General features: G+C 37.7%; 20 protein-coding genes and 1 pseudogene. 4 read left to right on the forward strand and 17 right to left on the reverse strand.

Annotated features, from left to right (window positions below; all coding sequences use genetic code 11):
- Positions 1-287 precede the first annotated feature (287 nt).
- Positions 288-902 (reverse strand): PH domain-containing protein, encoded by a 615-nt coding sequence (locus tag ACVYAD_RS19450; protein WP_349661470.1) that lies wholly within the window; start codon positions 900-902, stop codon positions 288-290.
- A gap of 445 nt (positions 903-1,347) precedes the next feature.
- On the opposite strand from ACVYAD_RS19450, the gene ACVYAD_RS19455 reads away from it, so the two are divergent.
- Together ACVYAD_RS19455 and ACVYAD_RS19460 are read left to right on the forward strand one after the other, a co-directional pair.
- A complete protein-coding gene (locus ACVYAD_RS19455; RefSeq protein WP_386831270.1) occupies positions 1,348-2,070 on the forward strand; it encodes a response regulator transcription factor in 723 nt (240 codons plus the stop codon).
- Positions 2,067-3,458, forward strand: a complete 1,392-nt coding sequence (locus ACVYAD_RS19460; protein WP_476427557.1) for a sensor histidine kinase — start codon at positions 2,067-2,069, stop codon at positions 3,456-3,458. The genes ACVYAD_RS19455 and ACVYAD_RS19460 overlap by 4 nt, the downstream gene beginning before the upstream one ends.
- A 27-nt stretch (positions 3,459-3,485) precedes the next feature.
- On the opposite strand, the gene ACVYAD_RS19465 is transcribed toward ACVYAD_RS19460, so the two are convergent.
- The 7 genes from ACVYAD_RS19465 to ACVYAD_RS19495 form a co-directional block, all read right to left on the reverse strand.
- A complete protein-coding gene (locus ACVYAD_RS19465) occupies positions 3,486-3,848 on the reverse strand; it encodes a YxeA family protein (RefSeq protein WP_476427559.1) in 363 nt (120 codons plus the stop codon).
- 1 nt (position 3,849) lies between these two features.
- Complete coding sequence (locus tag ACVYAD_RS19470) at positions 3,850-5,718, reverse strand: FtsX-like permease family protein (protein ID WP_476427560.1); 1,869 nt, start codon at positions 5,716-5,718, stop codon at positions 3,850-3,852.
- Positions 5,705-6,472, reverse strand: a complete 768-nt coding sequence (locus tag ACVYAD_RS19475) for an ABC transporter ATP-binding protein (RefSeq protein WP_323650654.1) — start codon at positions 6,470-6,472, stop codon at positions 5,705-5,707. The genes ACVYAD_RS19470 and ACVYAD_RS19475 overlap by 14 nt, the downstream gene beginning before the upstream one ends.
- A 291-nt stretch (positions 6,473-6,763) precedes the next feature.
- The gene (locus tag ACVYAD_RS19480) at positions 6,764-7,237 is read right to left on the reverse strand and encodes a glutathione peroxidase (RefSeq protein WP_349661475.1); all 474 of its coding nucleotides are present in this window, start codon (positions 7,235-7,237) and stop codon (positions 6,764-6,766) included.
- A gap of 18 nt (positions 7,238-7,255) precedes the next feature.
- On the reverse strand, positions 7,256-8,590 hold the full coding sequence (locus ACVYAD_RS19485) for an FAD-dependent oxidoreductase (RefSeq protein ID WP_476427561.1): 1,335 nt from the start codon (positions 8,588-8,590) through the stop codon (positions 7,256-7,258).
- A gap of 13 nt (positions 8,591-8,603) precedes the next feature.
- Positions 8,604-9,749: a VanZ family protein gene (locus tag ACVYAD_RS19490; protein ID WP_476427562.1), complete on the reverse strand. Its 1,146-nt coding sequence runs from the start codon at positions 9,747-9,749 to the stop codon at positions 8,604-8,606.
- Positions 9,750-10,098: 349 nt separating this feature from the next.
- Positions 10,099-10,386 (reverse strand): DUF6509 family protein, encoded by a 288-nt coding sequence (locus tag ACVYAD_RS19495; protein ID WP_349661478.1) that lies wholly within the window; start codon positions 10,384-10,386, stop codon positions 10,099-10,101.
- Positions 10,387-10,553: 167 nt separating this feature from the next.
- Here ACVYAD_RS19495 and ACVYAD_RS19500 point away from each other — a divergent pair, with 167 nt between their 5' ends.
- Together ACVYAD_RS19500 and ACVYAD_RS19505 are read left to right on the forward strand one after the other, a co-directional pair.
- On the forward strand, positions 10,554-11,738 hold the full coding sequence (locus tag ACVYAD_RS19500) for an alanyl-tRNA editing protein (protein ID WP_476427563.1): 1,185 nt from the start codon (positions 10,554-10,556) through the stop codon (positions 11,736-11,738).
- 313 nt (positions 11,739-12,051) lie between these two features.
- Positions 12,052-12,290 (forward strand): annotated as a pseudogene (locus tag ACVYAD_RS19505) (twin-arginine translocase subunit TatC); the annotation flags it as partial.
- A gap of 24 nt (positions 12,291-12,314) precedes the next feature.
- On the opposite strand, the gene ACVYAD_RS19510 reads toward ACVYAD_RS19505, so the two are convergent.
- The 9 genes from ACVYAD_RS19510 to ACVYAD_RS19550 form a co-directional block, all read right to left on the reverse strand.
- Entirely contained in the window at positions 12,315-13,130 is an 816-nt protein-coding gene (locus ACVYAD_RS19510) for a metallophosphoesterase (protein ID WP_476427564.1), read from the reverse strand.
- Between the two features lie 364 nt (positions 13,131-13,494).
- Entirely contained in the window at positions 13,495-14,217 is a 723-nt protein-coding gene (locus ACVYAD_RS19515; RefSeq protein WP_349661490.1) for an amino acid ABC transporter ATP-binding protein, read from the reverse strand.
- Positions 14,210-14,869: an amino acid ABC transporter permease gene (locus ACVYAD_RS19520; protein ID WP_349661491.1), complete on the reverse strand. Its 660-nt coding sequence runs from the start codon at positions 14,867-14,869 to the stop codon at positions 14,210-14,212. Before ACVYAD_RS19520 ends, ACVYAD_RS19515 begins: the two co-directional genes overlap by 8 nt.
- Before the next feature lie 84 nt (positions 14,870-14,953).
- A complete protein-coding gene (locus ACVYAD_RS19525) occupies positions 14,954-15,751 on the reverse strand; it encodes a transporter substrate-binding domain-containing protein (RefSeq protein WP_349661492.1) in 798 nt (265 codons plus the stop codon).
- A gap of 416 nt (positions 15,752-16,167) precedes the next feature.
- On the reverse strand, positions 16,168-16,527 hold the full coding sequence (locus tag ACVYAD_RS19530) for a Na+/H+ antiporter subunit G (protein WP_197144576.1): 360 nt from the start codon (positions 16,525-16,527) through the stop codon (positions 16,168-16,170).
- The gene (locus ACVYAD_RS19535; RefSeq protein ID WP_079562764.1) at positions 16,505-16,789 is read right to left on the reverse strand and encodes a Na(+)/H(+) antiporter subunit F1; all 285 of its coding nucleotides are present in this window, start codon (positions 16,787-16,789) and stop codon (positions 16,505-16,507) included. The genes ACVYAD_RS19530 and ACVYAD_RS19535 overlap by 23 nt, the downstream gene beginning before the upstream one ends.
- Positions 16,789-17,271: a Na+/H+ antiporter subunit E gene (locus tag ACVYAD_RS19540; RefSeq protein WP_349661493.1), complete on the reverse strand. Its 483-nt coding sequence runs from the start codon at positions 17,269-17,271 to the stop codon at positions 16,789-16,791. The genes ACVYAD_RS19535 and ACVYAD_RS19540 overlap by 1 nt, the downstream gene beginning before the upstream one ends.
- Entirely contained in the window at positions 17,271-18,776 is a 1,506-nt protein-coding gene (locus ACVYAD_RS19545) for a Na+/H+ antiporter subunit D (protein WP_476427565.1), read from the reverse strand. Before ACVYAD_RS19545 ends, ACVYAD_RS19540 begins: the two co-directional genes overlap by 1 nt.
- The gene (locus tag ACVYAD_RS19550) at positions 18,769-19,107 is read right to left on the reverse strand and encodes a Na(+)/H(+) antiporter subunit C (RefSeq protein ID WP_386831243.1); all 339 of its coding nucleotides are present in this window, start codon (positions 19,105-19,107) and stop codon (positions 18,769-18,771) included. Before ACVYAD_RS19550 ends, ACVYAD_RS19545 begins: the two co-directional genes overlap by 8 nt.
- Positions 19,108-19,110: the final 3 nt, after the last annotated feature.

The raw sequence follows: 19,110 nt of genomic DNA on the forward strand, positions 1-19,110 counted from the left end.
TTTTACATATTTTCAACCTTTTATACATAAAAAAGCACAGACTCATACAAATGCATTGTAAAATTCTGTGCTTTTATTGTAATTACCTCGAGCACCTTCATTCCTTTTAGATGTAGGCAGTTTTAGGGCTATAAAAATAAGCTTCGCAGTTAGTAAGAGCGCTAAAACAATATTGAAAGTATTAGGTGGACCAAGAACTCTGTGAAGTAATTTATCAAATGTTGGTATATCCAAGATAAGAACCCTAAAATAAAAGGCTTCTAATACTCCCGTAGCCCTTTATCACTTTAGTTATTAACATATAAATCAAAAACTTGAGAGAAATCTTCTTTTTTGTATTTGTCCTTATGATCGATCATCCAATCATTCGCAAAACGTGTAATCTCCTCGAATGATGCCGATGGTGTAACATTGTCATTACCGATACGACCAATGGATGAAGAAGCAATCGATAAACTTTTTTCTGCTACCTCTAGCTTGTATGCATTTTGCTTTTGCTCATAGCTAATAGCATGCAACGCTTTATACAAATCTTTAATATCATTAATAAAACGTTTATGAATGTCAATTGAAAATGGCGTATTGTCGATTGTAAATTTAATTTCAACATCAAGGTCAATAGTTCCTGCTGTTTCCAGGAACACTTCACTAATATTGTGCATTGAGTAGTCGTAACGACGTAATAATCGCTTCTTACTTATCGCACTTTCACCGTCTACATGAATAATTGCTCGATTTGTAAAGCAATACTCGTCCGCCTTCGTCTTAATTAAGAAATAAATTTTCTCGTCAATTTCATGCAGGATGAAATCATCTGCATCTGCCTTATCATAGTCCTCACGAGCCACAACTACTCCAATATCTGAAAGTCCAAGCGCGTCTGCTGCTATTTTTTTGAACATCTTTTTCCCTCCTAGATGGTTTGATACTCTTATTACGCCTTCTATCTGTAAAAAGTTTCAAAAGAGACTGTTAATCGTGAAAGCTCGAGCGCTCAGTAATGGAACGCTATAGCTGGTTAGTACTCTAATGTAAAAGCTGCTTTGATATAGACTTTTCAAACGAGTATATAAAGTATTATTATGGATCATCACCAAAAGTATCCACAACTTTTGGTTTTAATCCTAACTGATCGATATTTAAGTAATGTCTCAATTCCTTTTTTAAGCAAGTTTCATTTATAATAAGTCACATAAGACACTTCAATCGGTGGGCAAATCCCAAGCTATGCGACCATTATCTTGGCACTTCTGTTATTAACTGAATAAGGAAATGTTTATCGAGCTACTGCTAAACATATAGCCATACGCAAATCTTAAAATAATCAAGAGAAAGGACGAGTGAACCATGCAAGAACCAACTATTCTAGTGGTGGATGATGAGGCTGATTTAGCAAACCTTCTAAAAGTCAGCCTCCAAAAAGAAGGGTATAAACAAATTCATACAGCTGGCTCCATTCAAGAAGCCTGGACGAGCTTTCAACAAACACAACCCGATATTGTACTTCTTGATGTGATGCTTCCCGATGGCGAGGGCTATGATTTATGTCGTCGTATTCGAGAAGTATCGCATGTACCAGTACTTTTCATGTCAGCGAAAAATGATGAAATTGATAAAATTTTAGGACTTGCTATCGGAGGAGACGATTATATTACGAAACCTTTTAGTCCTAAAGAGGTTGCCTATCGCGTGAAGGCACAACTTCGCAGAGCTGGCTATCAAACGCAAGAAGTAGCACCAGTACCTTCCGAGAAGTCAATTCAAGTTGGCCCATTCTTACTTAATGGTGATGAAACGGAGGTACATAAGGACGGCGTTTTATTGGAGCTAACAGCGAAAGAGATCGGCTTGATGGCTTGCTTTATGAATAATCCTAATCGAATTTTAAGTAAAGAAACACTGTTTGAGCGTGTATGGGGAGAGGATTTTTTCGGCTCAGACAATACCGTAATGGTGCATATTCGGCGTCTGCGTGAAAAGGTTGAAAATGATGCATCCAAGCCTGTGTATATTACAACTGTAAAAGGGCTTGGCTATAAATTTGTCGTTCCAAAAGAGGAGCAAGTATGAAATGGAAATTAACAGCTAGATTCCTTTTGTCTGTGCTGTCTATTGTTATTATTGTTATTTTCGTAAATACAGCCATTTTAATTGGGTTTTTCATTTTTCAACAGGGAAATAAATACGATAATACAACTTCGTATTCAGAAGAAAACTTCGTGCGTGAGTTCCAACAATATATTGATATAAGTAATGGAACGCCAACAGTCAGCAATGATGGACTTCAACAATTGCATCAGCGAAATGCTTGGATTCAATTACTTAATAATAATGGACAGGTCGTTGAAGCCCATTTCGCTCCAGAGAAAGCTCCTGCACACTATGCGCCGATTGATTTAATTCAAGTTTATAAATATAAAGAATTCGACGTAGATACAACCGTATATGTGGGAAGTAAAGAAAGCATTAGTTATCTTATCGGCATCGAAGGAAGCGGCGTTACTAGATATGTCACTCATTTTTCTAGTTCTTCCGTATTACAGTTTATTGGCAAGTTTGGTTTGCTCATTGTCATTGCTGATTTATTAGTAGCTACGCTCGTTGGCTGGCTTTTCGGTCGAACATTGACTAAGCCTCTACACGCAATGATTGAACGTATTCGTCATTTAAAAAATCATGAGCATGTGACTAGTAAAATGCCAGGTGGTGTGTACAAACCTGTTTTCGAGAATTTAAATGAAGTATCAAAAGAGCTTGCCGCACACGAGCAGGAACGAAAACGACTTGAGATGATGCGCGAGGAATGGATCAGCAATGTGTCACACGATATGAAAACGCCCCTTGCTTCGATCCGTGGATATGCGGAGCTACTGAATGATGGAAAATTGACTACTGATGAACAAACAGACTACGCTCACATTATCGAAAAACAATCATTGCATATGCAAAATTTACTGGATGATTTAAACTTAACTATGCGATTAAGACATCAGCAGCTTCCGCTCAGCTTAACCGAAGTAAATATGGTGCAATTTATTCGTGAAATCGTTATTGATACACTCAATACCCCTCAATATGAGGAGGCCAATATTGAATTTAATGCAACTAACGATGTTATCAAGCATCACATTGATGAGCACTTTATGCGACGAGCAATAATGAATTTTTTACACAATGCATTGCTTCACAACCCTTCTGATGTATCAGTTACTATTCTTGTTGAAGATTATTCAATTACGATTTCTGACAACGGTAACGGCATTTCTGAAGAAGACCTTGAACATATTTTTGAGCGCTATTATCGAGGTACAAATACTGAGCAAACACACGGTACTGGGTTAGGTACTGCTATCGCTAGAGATATTATTGAAGCACACGGAGGAACTGTAACGATTACCTCCGAAGAACAACAAGGTACAACTGTTAGCATTCAATTACAAGAAGACAAAAAGGAGTAGCCCTATGATCGGGACTACTCCTTCTTCTTATTTCTTCATTAGCTCCTGTACTTTTGCAGGTAGCTCATTGAATTTTACTTCATCATATGATGTAACTTCCGTTTCTTTTTTTACATAAAGCTTCATATATGCATCGCGGCGTAAGTTTTTATGAGCTGAAAACTTTAATGTTTGCTCTTTACCGTTTTCGTCATAAGCAGGTATCTCGTACCAATACATTTTCATAATTTCTCCACTATCTAGCTTATATTCGTCTACATCACCATCAGTAGTAATATGGACATAGTATGCTTCTTTATTTAAACGGTTAAAATCTACAGTCATCAGAACAACAAGACCTGCTACGAACAATAAAAACAATGCTCCTATACCTAAGAAAACTTTTTTCATCTTAATTCCCCTGTCTAACAATTTTATAGAATGAACGAACTGTAAAGATATAATATACGCCGTAAATTGCAGAATAAGCAATCATCCACAGTATTACTGGTTTCGTTATATCCATACCAAATAGTTGTGAAAAGGCTATCAGCGCAAATGCACTATGTGCGATACCAACAATGAGTGGTGCACTAAAGATCACGGCAACCTGCCCTGCAACTGTTTTTAATATCTGCTTTTTATTAACACCGATTTTATTTAAAATTGCATATTTAGACTGATCTTCCTCTGCCTCTGTTAAAATTTTAAAGTAAATAATACTTCCTGTCGCTGCCAAAAATACTAATCCTAAAAAGCTTCCTACAAACAATAGTGACCCTACAGTAGCTAAACTATCCTCATAACTTTGCGGAACACTTGAAAACCCTTCCTGCTGTTCAGTAGCTAGTTGATTGGAAATCTCTTTTGAAATCGCCTGTTGCTTCAAGTCATTATCCATACCAACTACTTGCATTTTAACATTTTCTGCATTTGTTGCAGCGAATACTTTATCATTCACAACGAGTACTGTACCAGCTGGAATAAAGTTTAATACACTCTCTGTATACATTTTATCAACATGGAATGATTCCCCGTTTTCCAATTTAAACTCCTCACCCGTAAAATCATGTGAGAAACGTTCATCAAAAGTTGCATCAAGTAACACTGTTGAACCATCTGCAATGTGCAGTTCTTCATCTTTCCCCTGCAATTTTGCTAAACGATTATAGTCGGATTCCTTTAATAATGTATATTCAAAAAACGAATATTCATTATCGACACGTAAATTTTTTACAGAAAGCTCTTCGTTGTATAAGACGTCTTCTTGTGAAAATTTTACTGTCTCACCCTTCCACATAAATGTGTTAGGTAACATATGACGTACAGTTGCTTCCGCATTGTAATACATACCGAAAACGCCGCCACCTGCTGTGATCGTTGTCGCACTTAAAATAGCGATGATTGAAAGAGATTTAGCATTTGCTCGGATACGGTACAATAATTGTGATACACCGATTAAATTCAAGCCTTTCCATGACCAAGAAGTTGCTTTTTTCAACGCCGTTAATACAAATACGCTAACACTATGGAATAATAAATATGTCCCTGCAATCGTTACACCTATCACCATTAGCGGAGTACCTAGCACTGTGAAAAATCGCCAAATCTTGCTCGTAAACATATCTTGAGACGCTGTGTAATAACCAAATGCAATTAGCGCTGTCCCAAGAATAGCTGCTAATAATGATGCACGTGGTATTTTCTCTCCTTGCTTCTCTGCATGGAACAAGTCAATTAGTTTAAATTGATAAATAACACGGTAGCCCTGTAAAGAAGTGAATAAAAATAGTAGCGCAAAAATGCCTGTTGTATTTACTAGAGCCTCAGAGGAAAAAGTTAAACTTCCTACAACCTCATAGCCCATTAAACGAACTAAAATCATTAATAGCCCTTGTGACATAAAGAATCCAAGAATAATTCCTAGTACTAGTGAAACAAGTCCAATCACTAAATTCTCGAAAAAGAGCATTAAGCCAATTTTCTGCTTACGCACACCTAGTAAAGAGTAAAGTGCTACTTCCTTTTTTCGTCTCTTCATAAAAAACGAATTGGAATACGCCATAAAGATGATGATAAAGAATAATAGCACAACGGATGATGCACTCATCAATCCTTTAATTTGCTGCGATGATTGTTTCAATGCTGAAAGATCATCATTATATTTCAATGTCACAAACGTAAAGTAGATGACGATACTAAAGACCATCGAAGCGATATATAAAAAGTAATTCGACAAATTGCGCTGAATATTTTTACGCGCTAAACTAAATAACGTCATTTACTCCACCTCCGATGCCAGCAAGCACCTGTAAAATCTCTTGGAAGAACTGCTTTCTTGTTTGAGTACCACGATGAATTTCCTTAGAAAGCTGTCCGTCCTGAATGAACAGAATGCGTTGGCAGAAGCTTGCTGCGAATGCATCGTGCGTAACCATCATAATAGTGGACGCTTGTGAATTATTTAAATCACTTAAACTTTCAAGCAAGTCTGTTGCTGATTTTGAATCAAGAGCACCTGTTGGCTCATCCGCAAAGATTAGTTTCGGCTCTGTAACTAACGCACGTGATGATGCTGTACGTTGCTTTTGCCCACCTGAAATTTGATATGGGTATTTATCAAGTAACTCTTTTATCCCAAACAGTGTTGCTATGCGTTCTACCCTTGCGTTAATTGCCTTTGTTGGCACTTTTGCAATCGCAAGAGGCAGTACGATATTTTCACGAACTGTTAAAGAATCAAGTAAGTTATAGTCTTGGAAGATAAAGCCTAGATTGTCGCGACGAAAATCCGCTAACTCCGCATCCTTCATGCGCGCTAAGTTTGTATCACCAATAATAATTTCACCAGTCGTTGGCGTATCAATTGTGGCTAACACATTTAATAGCGTCGATTTCCCAGCCCCTGAAGGCCCCATTACACCAACAAACTCTCCTTTTTCTACTTCAAATGATATATTCGATAGCGCTGTAAATGTATTTGCGCCTTTGCCGTAAGTCTTTTCTACATTTTGTACCTTTAATAATGGCGTCATAAACGCTCACCTCTTCTTTCTGACTTTAGTATACGCCCTCAAACTTACAACAAATTTGTCCCAAGCTTACAACAACCTTAAATCAACCTATCCACATGACATACGTTTTAACAAAGTGTCACCCAACTTTTTAGCTTTATCGATAAACTTTCATGTTTTATCGCCCAACTTTTGAATTTTATCTACTAACTTTTACGTTTTATCACCCAACTTTTAATTTTTATCGGCATCCACCTGCCTAAGAGCAAAAAAGGATTCACACACAAAACTGTGCGTGAATCCTCAACTTTATTATGCTAATGCTTTTTGTATATCGTCTTCAAAGCTACTTGGCTTATCAGCTGATCCATAGCGTCCAACAACATCACCATTACGATTCACAAGAAATTTTGTGAAATTCCACTTTACACTGTTGCCAAGAAAGCCTTTTGAATGCGATGTCAAATGCTCAAAAATAGAGTGTGCATCCTTACCATTGACCTTCACAATTTCATGCATAGGGAACGTCACCCCATATGTTAAACGGCATTGTGACGCCGCTTCCTCAGCAGTCGCTACCTCTTGTTTAAACTGATTGGATGGGAAGCCAAGAACAACAAGACCTTCATCCTGATATTTTTTATACAGACCTTCTAATTCTTCAAACTGCGGTGTAAAACCACATTTGGAAGCCGTATTAACAATTAGCATTGCCTTACCCTTATAACGATCTAAGCTATATTCAGTACCATCTTCTAAAGCAACCTGAATATCGTAAATGCTCATTTCTAATAACCCCCTTCGTTATAAACGCGCATTTATTCTGGCCACCTGCTGTAGTGGATCCCAAACACCATTAAATGGAGGCGCGTAGGCTAAATCTAAATCTAGTAAATCTGGTAACGTCATTTTATTGTATAAGGCTGTCGCAAACACATCGATCCGTTTATCAACACCTGCCGGACCAACAATTTGTGCGCCCAAAAGCTGTTGATCTCGTTTACGAACAATAATTTTAATAAACATCCGTTGGGCACCTGGATAATATCCCGCAATATGGCGCGCAGACAATTTAAATGCCTCATATTCAAAACCTAGCTCTTTAGCATTGCGCTCATTAATACCAGTCGTGGCAATCGTTAAATTGAAAAACTTTAAGATTGACGTACCTACAATCCCACGAAACGGCGCGAACTTGCCCGACATATTGAGTCCCGCTAAACGACCTTGCTTATTAGCTGTCGTTCCAAGAGGAATATAATCTAGGCGTTCTTTCACAATATTAAAATGCGTTGCACAATCTCCCGCCGCATAAATATTTTCAACAGATGTCTCTAAATGTCGATTGACGATAACCGCACCATTTTTCTCTAGTGCTATACCTGTACCTTCTAAAAATTGAGTATTTGGTTTAATCCCCGCAGCCATAATGACTAAATCCGTATCAAATGCGCCATTGTCTGTTATAACACGCTCAACACGGTGATTCCCCTCAAACGCCTCTACTTTTGTATTTAACAGAAGTTCGATATCATTCTTTTTCGCTTCTTCATGAACATGTTGTGCAAGCTCTTCATCTAAAATTCTTGCAACATAGCTACCTCGTTGGATCAATCTTACGTTTTTGCCGCAAGCATGGATCGTCTCAGCCATCTCTAGCCCAATATACCCTGCGCCTATAATTGTTACATTTTCTATATCTGGCGTTAAATCGGCTAGTAACTCATCTAGCTGAGGTATTGTTTTCACCGTGTGTATACCCGCCAAATCCGAACCCTTCTCCACAGGCATAATAGGATCCGCGCCCGTTGCAATAAGTAGCTTATCATAAGGAATTTCAAATGATTCACCAGATGACTGTGTACCAAAAACAAGCTTCTTGTCTACATCAATTCCGTTAACCTCATGACCAACACGAGCATCAATACCGTACTTATCACGAAACGTTTCTACATCTCTTGCTATGAGACGCTTTGTCGATGAAATACGCCCATCTACAACATAAGGCAAGCCACATTGCCCATATGAATAAATGAATCCACGTTCTACCGATGTAATCTCTGCTCCTGGTACATTTCGATATATTTCCATTGCTGCTGACATACCCGCAGCATCTCCCCCGATGATTACGTATTTCATCCAATAATCCCCCTTATTTTTTTCTCGTTGCTAGTAAGCCTGCATAATAGTCCATAAATAAACGGCGTCTGCCTCCACTTGCGATGACACGTATTACATGAATAGCGATAACCATCATTAGAACAAAGTTCGCTATAAAGACTAACAATGTAATAACAATTTGTAGTACATAAAATGGTGAATCCATATTTAATTTTATGTTCCCTATAATTGTTATAATCTCCGAAGTACAGACTATCACCAGAATAGCAACACAACGGCGCCAAGATTGGCTGACAATATTTTTGCCGTTTTCACTGACCATTGTAAAGCGCATAAACTTCATCCCTAATGTTGCGCCGTTTGTAAGGCTTGGAACAACACCAAAGAGCAACATATATAAAGCAATTTTCACTAAAAACTCAAACATACCACTATATCCTGTTACAGCACTACTGATGAACAAAATGATTTGTGCGATAAATAAATCTATTGCTAGTGCCAATAAAATTGATAATGGTTTGACAATATCTTTCTCGACCATTTCTGCTGCTTTAGCCGTCACCTTTTCATGAGAAGGAAACAGCGCCCACACAACAGGGGCTAAGAAGAACCCTAATAGCGCACCAACACTGTTAAGTATTAAATCATCCACATCAAAAATTCGATACGCACAATTAAAGATGCCATAAATTCCTGTATATTGGGTTACCTCATAAAACAATGTTAGCAAAAAGCTAAATAGAAATGCACGTTTCCAGTACTTTCTTTTTTTAAGGAAGTAACGCAAGTACACGCCAAAAGGCATGAGAAGCAAGAAATTAAAAAATGCCTGAAAAAAAGCAGGTTGCTTCGGTATATAAATCCATGTTGAAGGATTCGTCAAAACAATCCCACTATCCTTTAAAACATCCGTAACAAATTGAAAAGGATGTAAATTATAATGGACTGTATCTGGGGCTTGCAAAGAGCAAGTATCCCGTGTTTCTGGGAAAGGCAATAAAACTAAGCATAATGCCGATAAAAAGTAAAAAATAAATGAGAACGTAATAATAGTTTTGGATACAGATAAATAGCCATATTTCCGATACGTATAAATTAGCCAAGGTACAAATAGCATAAAGGATGAGAAAATTGTTATTAATAAAGCTACCATTATAGAATGTGTATAAACTGACATAGAACACCTCTTCGTTTAAAAATCGGCTATTCACCATAACGTATGGTTGATTTCCGTTCAGGCTGAGCGCTTTTTGGGACAGTGCATCCAATGAGCCGCTTTAGTGATAAGCCTAAAAACACCCGTTTTTTATTTCTTAAACATAGTTTACCCTTTTAACACAACACTACTATTTCATTAATCTTAAATAATCCTTAATTAGTGATGTAAAGTTAAAATTCCGCTTAGACTCCCAGGAGACAAACAAGAGTACACCAATGTAACTTGTGCCTGTCCAGAGAAAGCAAAGCGGAATATTATCGAATAAGAAACTATTTATTTTTGTTGGAAATGCTTTTACGCAGACCTACTACGCTTTTGCGATTTCCTCTTTGCAGAATGTTAAAATCTCTTCTAGCTCTTCATCCTCTAATGCAAAATCTAAATACTCACCTTCTGCTTTTTCCATGATGAAGTAATTTAAAACAAATGACTCTTCACCTTTTTCAGCGATTAGTACACGAATTTCAATTCCTGCTTCGTGATAAAGCTCATCTTCTTCATCAATATCTACATCTAAAATAAATTCGTAGCGCTTGCCTTCAATAATGTTTGTTGGGTCTAAAATTTCTTCCATTGAGAATTGTGTAATTTCCATTGTATGATCTCCTTTAAGTTAACCTGTTCTAATATATATTAAATCAAATTCAGCATGGGTCAAATAGAAAACTCGTATACACTTGAAAGTAATTATGCCACAATGAAAATAAATTAATTGAGAGACTTGATTCTCTTAAGGATTCTCTACATAAAGGAGGCTTTTTCTTGAAAGAACTACTATATTATCAAGATGTTATGCTACGTGAATTTAATGCAACAATTGTCAATAAAGGAACCGATATCGATGGCCGCAACTACGTGGTGCTATCAAATACTGCATTTTATCCAACAGGAGGCGGACAACCTCATGACACTGGTACTTTAAATGATATAGAGGTTATCGAGGTTGAGAAAATCAATGATGAAATTCGCCATTATATTCAAGGCGACTCTTCTAGTTTAGTTGGAGAATTGCATGGACAATTGAACTGGCAACGACGATTTGATCATATGCAGCAGCATGCAGGTCAACATATTTTAACAGCGGCCTTTGTCGAGCTTTTTGATGCACCAACTGTTAGCTTCCATTTAGGTAGTGAGCAAGTCACAATTGATATTGCCGTAGATGTCCTAACGGAAGAACAGCTTGTGGCCGCGGAAGCCCGTGCCAATGAAATTATTTTAGAGAACCGCCCAATTGAAACGACATGGATTACAGAAAAAGAATTAGAGAACTACAGCCTACGTAAAGATGTAGCCGTTACAGGAGATATACGGCTTGTTATTATTCCAGACTTTGATTACAACGGTTGTGGTGGTACACATCCAACATCAACAGGACAAGTCAGCGCAATAAAAATTCTTGGCACAGAAAAAATGAAGGGCAATATTCGTGTCTCCTTTGTATGTGGTCATCGAGTTTTAGCGGAGCTAGCCATGCGAAAGAAAGTTCTAGCTGACGTTGCAAGACAATTAAGTGTACCTGAAGTTGAAGCAGCTACAGCACTTACAAAAATCTTAACAACACAAAAAAGTACAGAAAAGGCACTTGTGGCGGCAAAAGAAGAGCTGTTAAATTATGAAGCAAAAGCGCTAGTTTCTAGTAAAGAACGTGTTATTACTGCCGTCTTTACTCAGCGTACTATGCAGGAGCTTCAAAAATTAGCTCGAACTGTTGTCACTGAGCAGGTAGAAGCTATCGTATTACTTGTTTCAGAAAATGAAGACAAGCTTCAGTTTGTCGCAGCACGTGGTGCAAAAGTTGAAAAGAGTATGAAGGACATTGCCGCAAAGGCACTGCCACTCATTAATGGAAAAGGCGGCGGCAGTGATCAGATGGTGCAAGGCGGTGGCGAGCGTATCATCTCTACCGAGCAACTATTTGAAGCAGTACAAGAAGTACTAAACTGACCTTTTCGAAAATAAATTACAACAAAGGAGCTAATCCATTACTGAGGTAGCTCCTTTATTCATTTATGCACGCCATCACTTGCTGCACATTCTATTGCTGCCATCTCCCCATCGATAATTATCCACAGACAATTGCTCAGCTAAAGCAATTGATCCCTCAATAAATTATTTTTATCCACACATTATCCACAACCGATACACAAATTACCCACAGATCTTCTCGATTATATTTAATCGATTCACCAGTTCAACAGTTGAATTAAATTGAGTAATTTTTCATAGATACCTGATTATAAAAACAGAATAGTTTCTAGTACCGCTCGGACTACTCTTTGAATTCCCAATCGTAGTTCTCTTTTTATCGTCCATAGGCATCCTAACAGCCGTATCCATAAAAAAATACGAGGCTGGTCTTATATCGGGATGGGCATTGGTTCTGCTGTGATTACACCACCCGATTTTATTAGTCAGCTACTCGTATTCATTCCAATGATTATTTTATATGGAATACTCATTTATCTTGTTAAACGTATAGAGCGTAAACAAAAATAAGCACTGCGAGCAAAGACGCAGTGCTTATTTTTTCTTTAATTCCATTACAAGAATTTCTGGTGGATTAAAAATTCGAATAGGTACTGTACTATTACCTAATCCTCGACTAACGGCCATAGTTGTTGTTCCTTCTTCAAAAACACCTGCCGTATACTTCGGAAGTATTCCCTGTCCTCGTGCGAAAAGACCACCAATACCAGGAATTCGAACTTGTCCACCATGTGCATGTCCTGCAAATACTAAATCAATTCCAAAGTCCACATACGTATTAAACACTTCTGGTCGATGCGCTAGTAAAATCGTTAATATATTTGGTGGAACATTTTTTGTTGCTATCTCTAGCATTTCTTTCGTTGTTCTACCCGATAACGGATCTTCGATGCCAACAATCGCCAAGCGCTCCCCGTCGCGCTCAATGACGGCCGATTCATTGGACAATACATGTACACCTAACGATGATAGCTCGTCATAAATTACATTCACTTTATTCGTCGCTACTTCATGGTTTCCTAGTACATAATAGACATCCGCTAATTTAACTAATCCCCTAACAGCCTGCAAGCTTCGCTCCAAATTATAACGATTACTATCAACTAAATCACCTGTAATAAAAATCAGGTCAGGATTTGTTGCCTTCACCTTTGCTATGAGTTTCTCTTGATGTTCACCAAAGAGAGCATCCTGTAAATCTGTTATTTGCGTAATGCGTAGTCCATCAAAGCCGGCGGGCGCTTTTTCTGACTCGAATTCATACTTGCTTACAACCAGCCAATGATTGTTTACGTACAAAAAAATGACTATAAAAACAACAAAAAAAGCTACATATAATAATTTTTTCAATCGCAATCGCTCACTTTGTGGCTACTTTTTCATCAGATCAATTTCGCCTTGGCGTAATTGTTGCTGTCGCTCCCACTGAAAAGGAACACATCCGCATTCATCTAACCACCTTCAGAGGTGGGAGCTTCTACTGAATGAAGATAAAAATCTGACCCTCCTATTATAAGCATAAAATAAAGTAATTGTAAGCACATACACATAAAATCATTAGATTGAACAAAAAGAGTAATTTAAAATGAAAATCTGACTAGCTACTTTTTCTACAGGCAGACCTCCATGTATGGATACATTAATAAATGAACTTAAGTAAACAAAAAAACGCATTTAGACACTCCTTTAAAAGAGTCTAAATGCGTTTTATCACTTATAATACTTTTTCTAAGAAATCTTTCGCCCGCTGTGTAGATGGTGATGCGAAAAACTGTTCTGGTGGTGCGTCCTCAATTAACTTTCCGCCATCAAGGAATAGTATACGGTCAGCCACTTCACGTGCAAAGCCCATCTCATGCGTTACGATTAACATCGTCATACCCGTATCAGCAAGATTTTTCATAACGGCTAATACCTCTTTTACCATTTCAGGGTCAAGAGCTGAAGTAGGCTCGTCAAATAAAATTACTTTTGGATCCATTGCTAGTGCTCGAGCAATAGCAACACGTTGCTTCTGTCCTCCTGATAGACGACTTGGATATTCATTGCGCTTATCAAATAGGCCTACTTTCGTTAATAAGTCTTCAGCCTTTTTGATAGCCGCTGTCTTATCCATTCCTTTTACATTAATCGGTGCGTATGTTAAATTTTCAAGTACCGTTTTATGAGGAAAAAGATGAAAATGCTGAAATACCATACCGACCTCTTCACGGATTTTCATAATGTTTGTCCCTTTGTCCGTTAGAACGTCACCCGCAATTGTAACCTTTCCACTCGTTGGCTCTTCTAATAAATTTAAGCAACGCAGGAATGTTGATTTACCAGACCCTGATGGACCAATAATAGCAATTACTTCTTTTTCTTTAACTTCTGTTGAAATACCCTTTAGTACTTCGTTTTGTCCATATGATTTGTGTAAATCTTCAATTTTAATCACTTCTTCTCATTCCTTTCTCAATTCGTCTACCAAGGAACGTTAATACAAGCGTCATAATGTAGTAGATTACACCCGCAAATAGTAATGGCTCAAGATAGCGATATGTTGAACCACCTACAATGTAAGCACGGCGCATAATATCAAGTGCACTAATAACCGTCACGACAGCAGTTTCTTTATTTAGTGTAATAAACTCATTCACTAAAGATGGTAAAATATTTTTCACGGCTTGTGGGATAATAATATCTTTCATCATTTTCGCATATGGAATACCTAGCGCTTGTGCCGCTTCCATCTGTCCTTTATCAACCGCATTAATACCAGCGCGAATGATTTCTGAAATATAAGCACCTGAGTTTAACCCGAATGCAATAATAGCCGTTGGAACTGGCTCAATTTGAATATCTAATAATTGTGGCACTGCATAATAGATAATCATTAATTGTAGTACGAGCGGTGTACCACGGAAAATTGATGTATAAAAATCTGCAAACCAACGTAAAACACTCACTTTACCGATTTTGCATAACGCTAGTAATATACCAACTATAAAACCGATGATTGATGCACCGATTGCAATTTGAAGTGTAACACCTATCCCTTTTAATATATAAGGAATAGAGGGAATGATAGCTGTAAAATCTAAATTCACAGTGCCCCCTCCTTTCTTGTTCTTTTTTCAGGAAATGAAAGATATAAGCGATAGCTCGAGATAGAGCTATCGCAGTAAACTTACTTATTTAACTTTTAACCATTTTTCTTCTAGCTCTTGAATTTTACCTTCAGCAGCTAATTCTTTTAATGCTTTGTTAATTTTATCTTTAAGATCACTACCTTTTGGAACAGCGATTGCTTTAAAGTCTTCAGGTTGCTCTTTAACAGGGAACGCTTCTAGTTTATCGTTCGTATCAAGATAGCCTTTCGCTACACCACTTTCTACAATCCCAGCATCTAAACGTTTTGACATCATGTCTTGAACAATTTCAGGAATTCGAGTACGACCTTCAACAGTGGCATCTACTTCTTTAGCAATTTTATTACCTAAAGTTTCTTGGATTGAAGCGTTTTGAACACCAATTTTTTTACCAGCTAAATCAGCCTCTTTTTTAATTCCGCTATCCTTTTTCACGATAAACACTTGCTCTGTTTGATTATATTTATCAGAGAAATCTACAACTTTTTCACGTTCTTCATTAGGTGACATACCAGAGATAACAATATCAATTTTCCCGGCTTGTAGAGCTGGCACTAAACTATTGAAGTCGATATCTTGAACTTCTATTTCTGCACCAATCTTTTCACCAACTAATTTAATTAAATCAATATCAAAACCAATAATATCATCACCTTTTGCAGCATCGACATACTCAAATGGTGCATAATCAGATGAAGTACCTACTTTTAACACTTGCTTTTGTTCTGCGCCTTCGTTAGCATTTGAATCTTTATCGCTTGCCTTATCATCTTTTGCGCCACATGCCGCTAGGACAGCAATTACTAGCACAAGCATAAGCATGAAAAATTTGTTCTTCATATTCAACAATCTCCTTTTATTTATGTTTTTTTATCTATAAAACTCTTGTTCTTGAAAATAAGTGCATGGATATTTATACAATATGGAGAATAAATATCTATCTGCTAATAAGATATACTCTTTCGAAGTAATAATCAAGCTAATCTGAAAATTTCCCGATAAAATATTATATACATAATTTTCGGAAAAATCAATCCATTTAGATTTACCACCTACAAAATAAGTTCCTCATCATTACGTAGGAGTGATTTCCGTTCCAGTTGGACGCTTCACTTGTACTCCCAACAACTATACATAGCGTACGTTTTAACAAAAAAAGACCCCGAAAATGGGGGTCTCAGATTATTAACTAACGCTACTTCTGCTGGATAAGCTAGAGCCAATCTCGATATGCCTTTGGAGGTTTGCCACTTATTTTATTTTTCATCTGCAAATAACTTTTCCTTTAGCTCATCCTCTCCGGACCCTTCTGCTAAAGGTACGCGAGATCGATACGCAGCACGACATATTAAATGCCCTGCTACAGGAGCTGTTACAAAAACGAAGCCAATTCCTAATATTAAACGTACACTAACATATCCATCATGAACCCAAAAGTAAATAAATGTGCCTAATAGACATGTTAAGACGGACAATGTCGAACTTTTCGTTGCAGCATGTGAACGCGTGTATACGTCTGGTAAACGAATCATCCCAAATGCACTAATAACACTTACAATGGAGCCAATCAATATAAGTATAACTGCCGCCCATTCAATCATTTGATTTACGTTCAACAATCACACCTCTTTCAATATATTTTGTAAATGCAATTGTGCCGATAAAAGCTAAAATTCCTAATATTAATATCGCCTCTAAATACGCCTTTGTTTTCAAAATAATAGAGACGATAGCGATCGCTGAAAGTAGATTAACACCTATTGTATCAAGTGCAATAGCACGATCAGGCAACGAAGGGCCTCGAATCACACGAAATAGCGACAACGCAATCGATACACTGAATAATGCAAGAGCCAAAAGTAAAATTTTATCAATCATTAGCGTGTCACCTCCATGATCGCTTGTTCAAATTTTCCTATTGAACGAATGACAGCTTCTTTCGATTGTTCAATATCCATTGCATGAATATAAAACATATCTCCCTCTTCAGAAACTTCCATCACGACTGAACCTGGAGTCAGCGTGAGCAACAATGCAAGAGCTGTTATTTCCCAATCTCCTTTTAGCGCTGTTTTATACGTAAATATTCCAGGCGTTATAGTGAGCTTCGGCGTCGTAATTTGTCTTAATACGCTGTAACTCGATAATAGTAGCTCCCAATTAAAGAGCCATAATAATTTAATGATTGAAAACACACGTCGTAAATAAAATTGTGTGCCGTAAAAGCGGTGCATCGCATATAAAATCCCTATTCCGACGATAAAGCCCATTAGAAATGTCGAAAATTGTGGTACCACTTCATCCTTTAATAAGAGCCAAAGTGTTGCGATAAATAAATTCAGGATAAATTGCATCGCCATTATTCATTCACCTCACCTTGCCATGTTGTGCCATCTAGCACTGCATCAATATAGATTGATGGCGTATAGAGTGTCTCTGCCGCATCTGTTACATACGGAGCCACCCATTCAGCTCCAATTCCTAAAGCAATCGTACAAGCTGCCAATAATGTTAATGGTAAAACCATACGCTTTGGTAACGGCTTTTCATCCTCTAGACTAATAATCGTTTCCCCAAAGAATGAGGAAAGAAATATTCGTAATAGTGAATACAAAACAATTAAACTAGATAAAAATCCTAGCCCTAGTAGAACAAAATTTCCGCCCTCAATAGCTCCTTGTCCTATTAAAACCTTCCCTAAAAAGCCACTCAATGGTGGTATCCCAGCAAGGGAACACATGACAATAAAGAATATCCAGCCAAAAAGAGGGTAATTTCGAATAAGCCCACTCATTTTATCAATAACCGTTTCACCAGTAACATACATCATCATGCCAACTGCTAAAAACAGCATGGCCTTAGCTACCATATCGTGCATCAAATAGTATGTTACACCCTGTAAGGCAGACTCGGTACCGATCGCTAGACCAGCTACTATAAAGCCAACACCAATAAGGACATTATACGAGGCAATTGTTCTTACATCTCGTCCTGCTAGTGCTCCCATACATCCAGCAATAATCGTCAGTCCTGCCATAATTCCTAGTATCATATGAGTCACTTCAGTATTATTCGGGAAAAGTAATGTAAAAGTGCGGACGAGCGCATAAATTCCAACCTTTGTTAATAATGCAGCAAAAAGTGCGGCTATAGCTGTTGGAGGTGCACTGTATGAGCCTGGAAGCCAGAAGAATAATAATAGCCCAGCCTTCAAGCTAAAGACAATTAAGAAAATAAGAGCCACAGTCGTGATCAGCGGGTCAGCTCCTAGCTCCATCACGCGAACTGAAATATGTGCCATATTCAACGTTCCAACGGTTCCATATAAAAAAGCTAATGCCACTAGGAAAATCCAAGATGCAACAATATTAATAAGGACATATTTTAAAGCCTCTCGCAGCTGAACTTTCTCGCCGCCTAAACTAATAAGTGCATAAGAAGCAAGTAACATCACCTCGAAACACACAAACAAGTTAAAAATATCCCCTGTTAGAAATGAGCCATTCACACCTGCTACCATAAGTAGGACAAACGGGTAAAAATACATCTTTTCAAAGCTCTTACCGATTGTAAAAAAGGCATATAACAGACAAATGGCTGCGACAATATTCGCGACTAATACAAGAAGCATTGCGAACGAATCAGCGACAAATAAAATGCCGAATGGCGGTGCCCAGCCACTAAAATCAATACGCATTACACCTTGTTTTTGAATCTCTAGCAATAAAATAACACTAATAAAGGCAACAAAGCTTAATGTCACCAAACTAATGATGCGCTGCAAAAATACATTGTCACGTAAAAACACAAGTAAAATGGCCGTAATAACCGGCACAATTAATGGTAAAACAATCATATTACTCATCCGGCGTACCTCTCAATTCATCAAAATTCGCCGAACTGTTCGTTTTATAAGCTCGGTAACCGAGAACAAGCACAAACGCCGTCACCGCGAAGCTAATCACGATTGCAGTTAAAATCAAAGCTTGCGGCAGAGCATCTGTGTAAGGACCTTCTGATTCCTCTAAAAGTGGTACATTCCCCTTCTTCAGTCCACCCATCGTTAAAATCAGTAAATGTGCCGCATGCGATAATACCGCCGTTCCTAAAATCACACGTAATAACTGTTTCGAGAGGATTAAGTACGTCGCAACAGCTACTAATACACCAACTAACACTAGTATTAAAGACTCCATTGG

The sequence above is a fragment of the Lysinibacillus sp. G1-3 genome, from assembly GCF_056322905.1.

Coding starts and splice junctions, on each gene's coding strand:
- ACVYAD_RS19485 (WP_476427561.1), bottom strand. CDS start 8,590: ATGAAATACGTAATCATCGGGGGAGATGCTGCGGGTATGTCAGCAGCA.
- ACVYAD_RS19550 (WP_386831243.1), bottom strand. CDS start 19,107: ATGGAGTCTTTAATACTAGTGTTAGTTGGTGTATTAGTAGCTGTTGCG.
- ACVYAD_RS19540 (WP_349661493.1), bottom strand. CDS start 17,271: ATGGCGATGCAATTTATCCTGAATTTATTTATCGCAACACTTTGGCTC.
- ACVYAD_RS19475 (WP_323650654.1), bottom strand. CDS start 6,472: ATGACGCCATTATTAAAGGTACAAAATGTAGAAAAGACTTACGGCAAA.
- ACVYAD_RS19470 (WP_476427560.1), bottom strand. CDS start 5,718: ATGACGTTATTTAGTTTAGCGCGTAAAAATATTCAGCGCAATTTGTCG.
- ACVYAD_RS19490 (WP_476427562.1), bottom strand. CDS start 9,749: ATGTCAGTTTATACACATTCTATAATGGTAGCTTTATTAATAACAATT.
- ACVYAD_RS19455 (WP_386831270.1), top strand. CDS start 1,348: ATGCAAGAACCAACTATTCTAGTGGTGGATGATGAGGCTGATTTAGCA.
- ACVYAD_RS19525 (WP_349661492.1), bottom strand. CDS start 15,751: ATGAAGAACAAATTTTTCATGCTTATGCTTGTGCTAGTAATTGCTGTC.
- ACVYAD_RS19450 (WP_349661470.1), bottom strand. CDS start 902: ATGTTCAAAAAAATAGCAGCAGACGCGCTTGGACTTTCAGATATTGGA.
- ACVYAD_RS19545 (WP_476427565.1), bottom strand. CDS start 18,776: ATGAGTAATATGATTGTTTTACCATTAATTGTGCCGGTTATTACGGCC.
- ACVYAD_RS19465 (WP_476427559.1), bottom strand. CDS start 3,848: ATGAAAAAAGTTTTCTTAGGTATAGGAGCATTGTTTTTATTGTTCGTA.
- ACVYAD_RS19495 (WP_349661478.1), bottom strand. CDS start 10,386: ATGGAAATTACACAATTCTCAATGGAAGAAATTTTAGACCCAACAAAC.
- ACVYAD_RS19480 (WP_349661475.1), bottom strand. CDS start 7,237: ATGAGCATTTACGATATTCAGGTTGCTTTAGAAGATGGTACTGAATAT.
- ACVYAD_RS19535 (WP_079562764.1), bottom strand. CDS start 16,789: ATGATTGATAAAATTTTACTTTTGGCTCTTGCATTATTCAGTGTATCG.
- ACVYAD_RS19460 (WP_476427557.1), top strand. CDS start 2,067: ATGAAATGGAAATTAACAGCTAGATTCCTTTTGTCTGTGCTGTCTATT.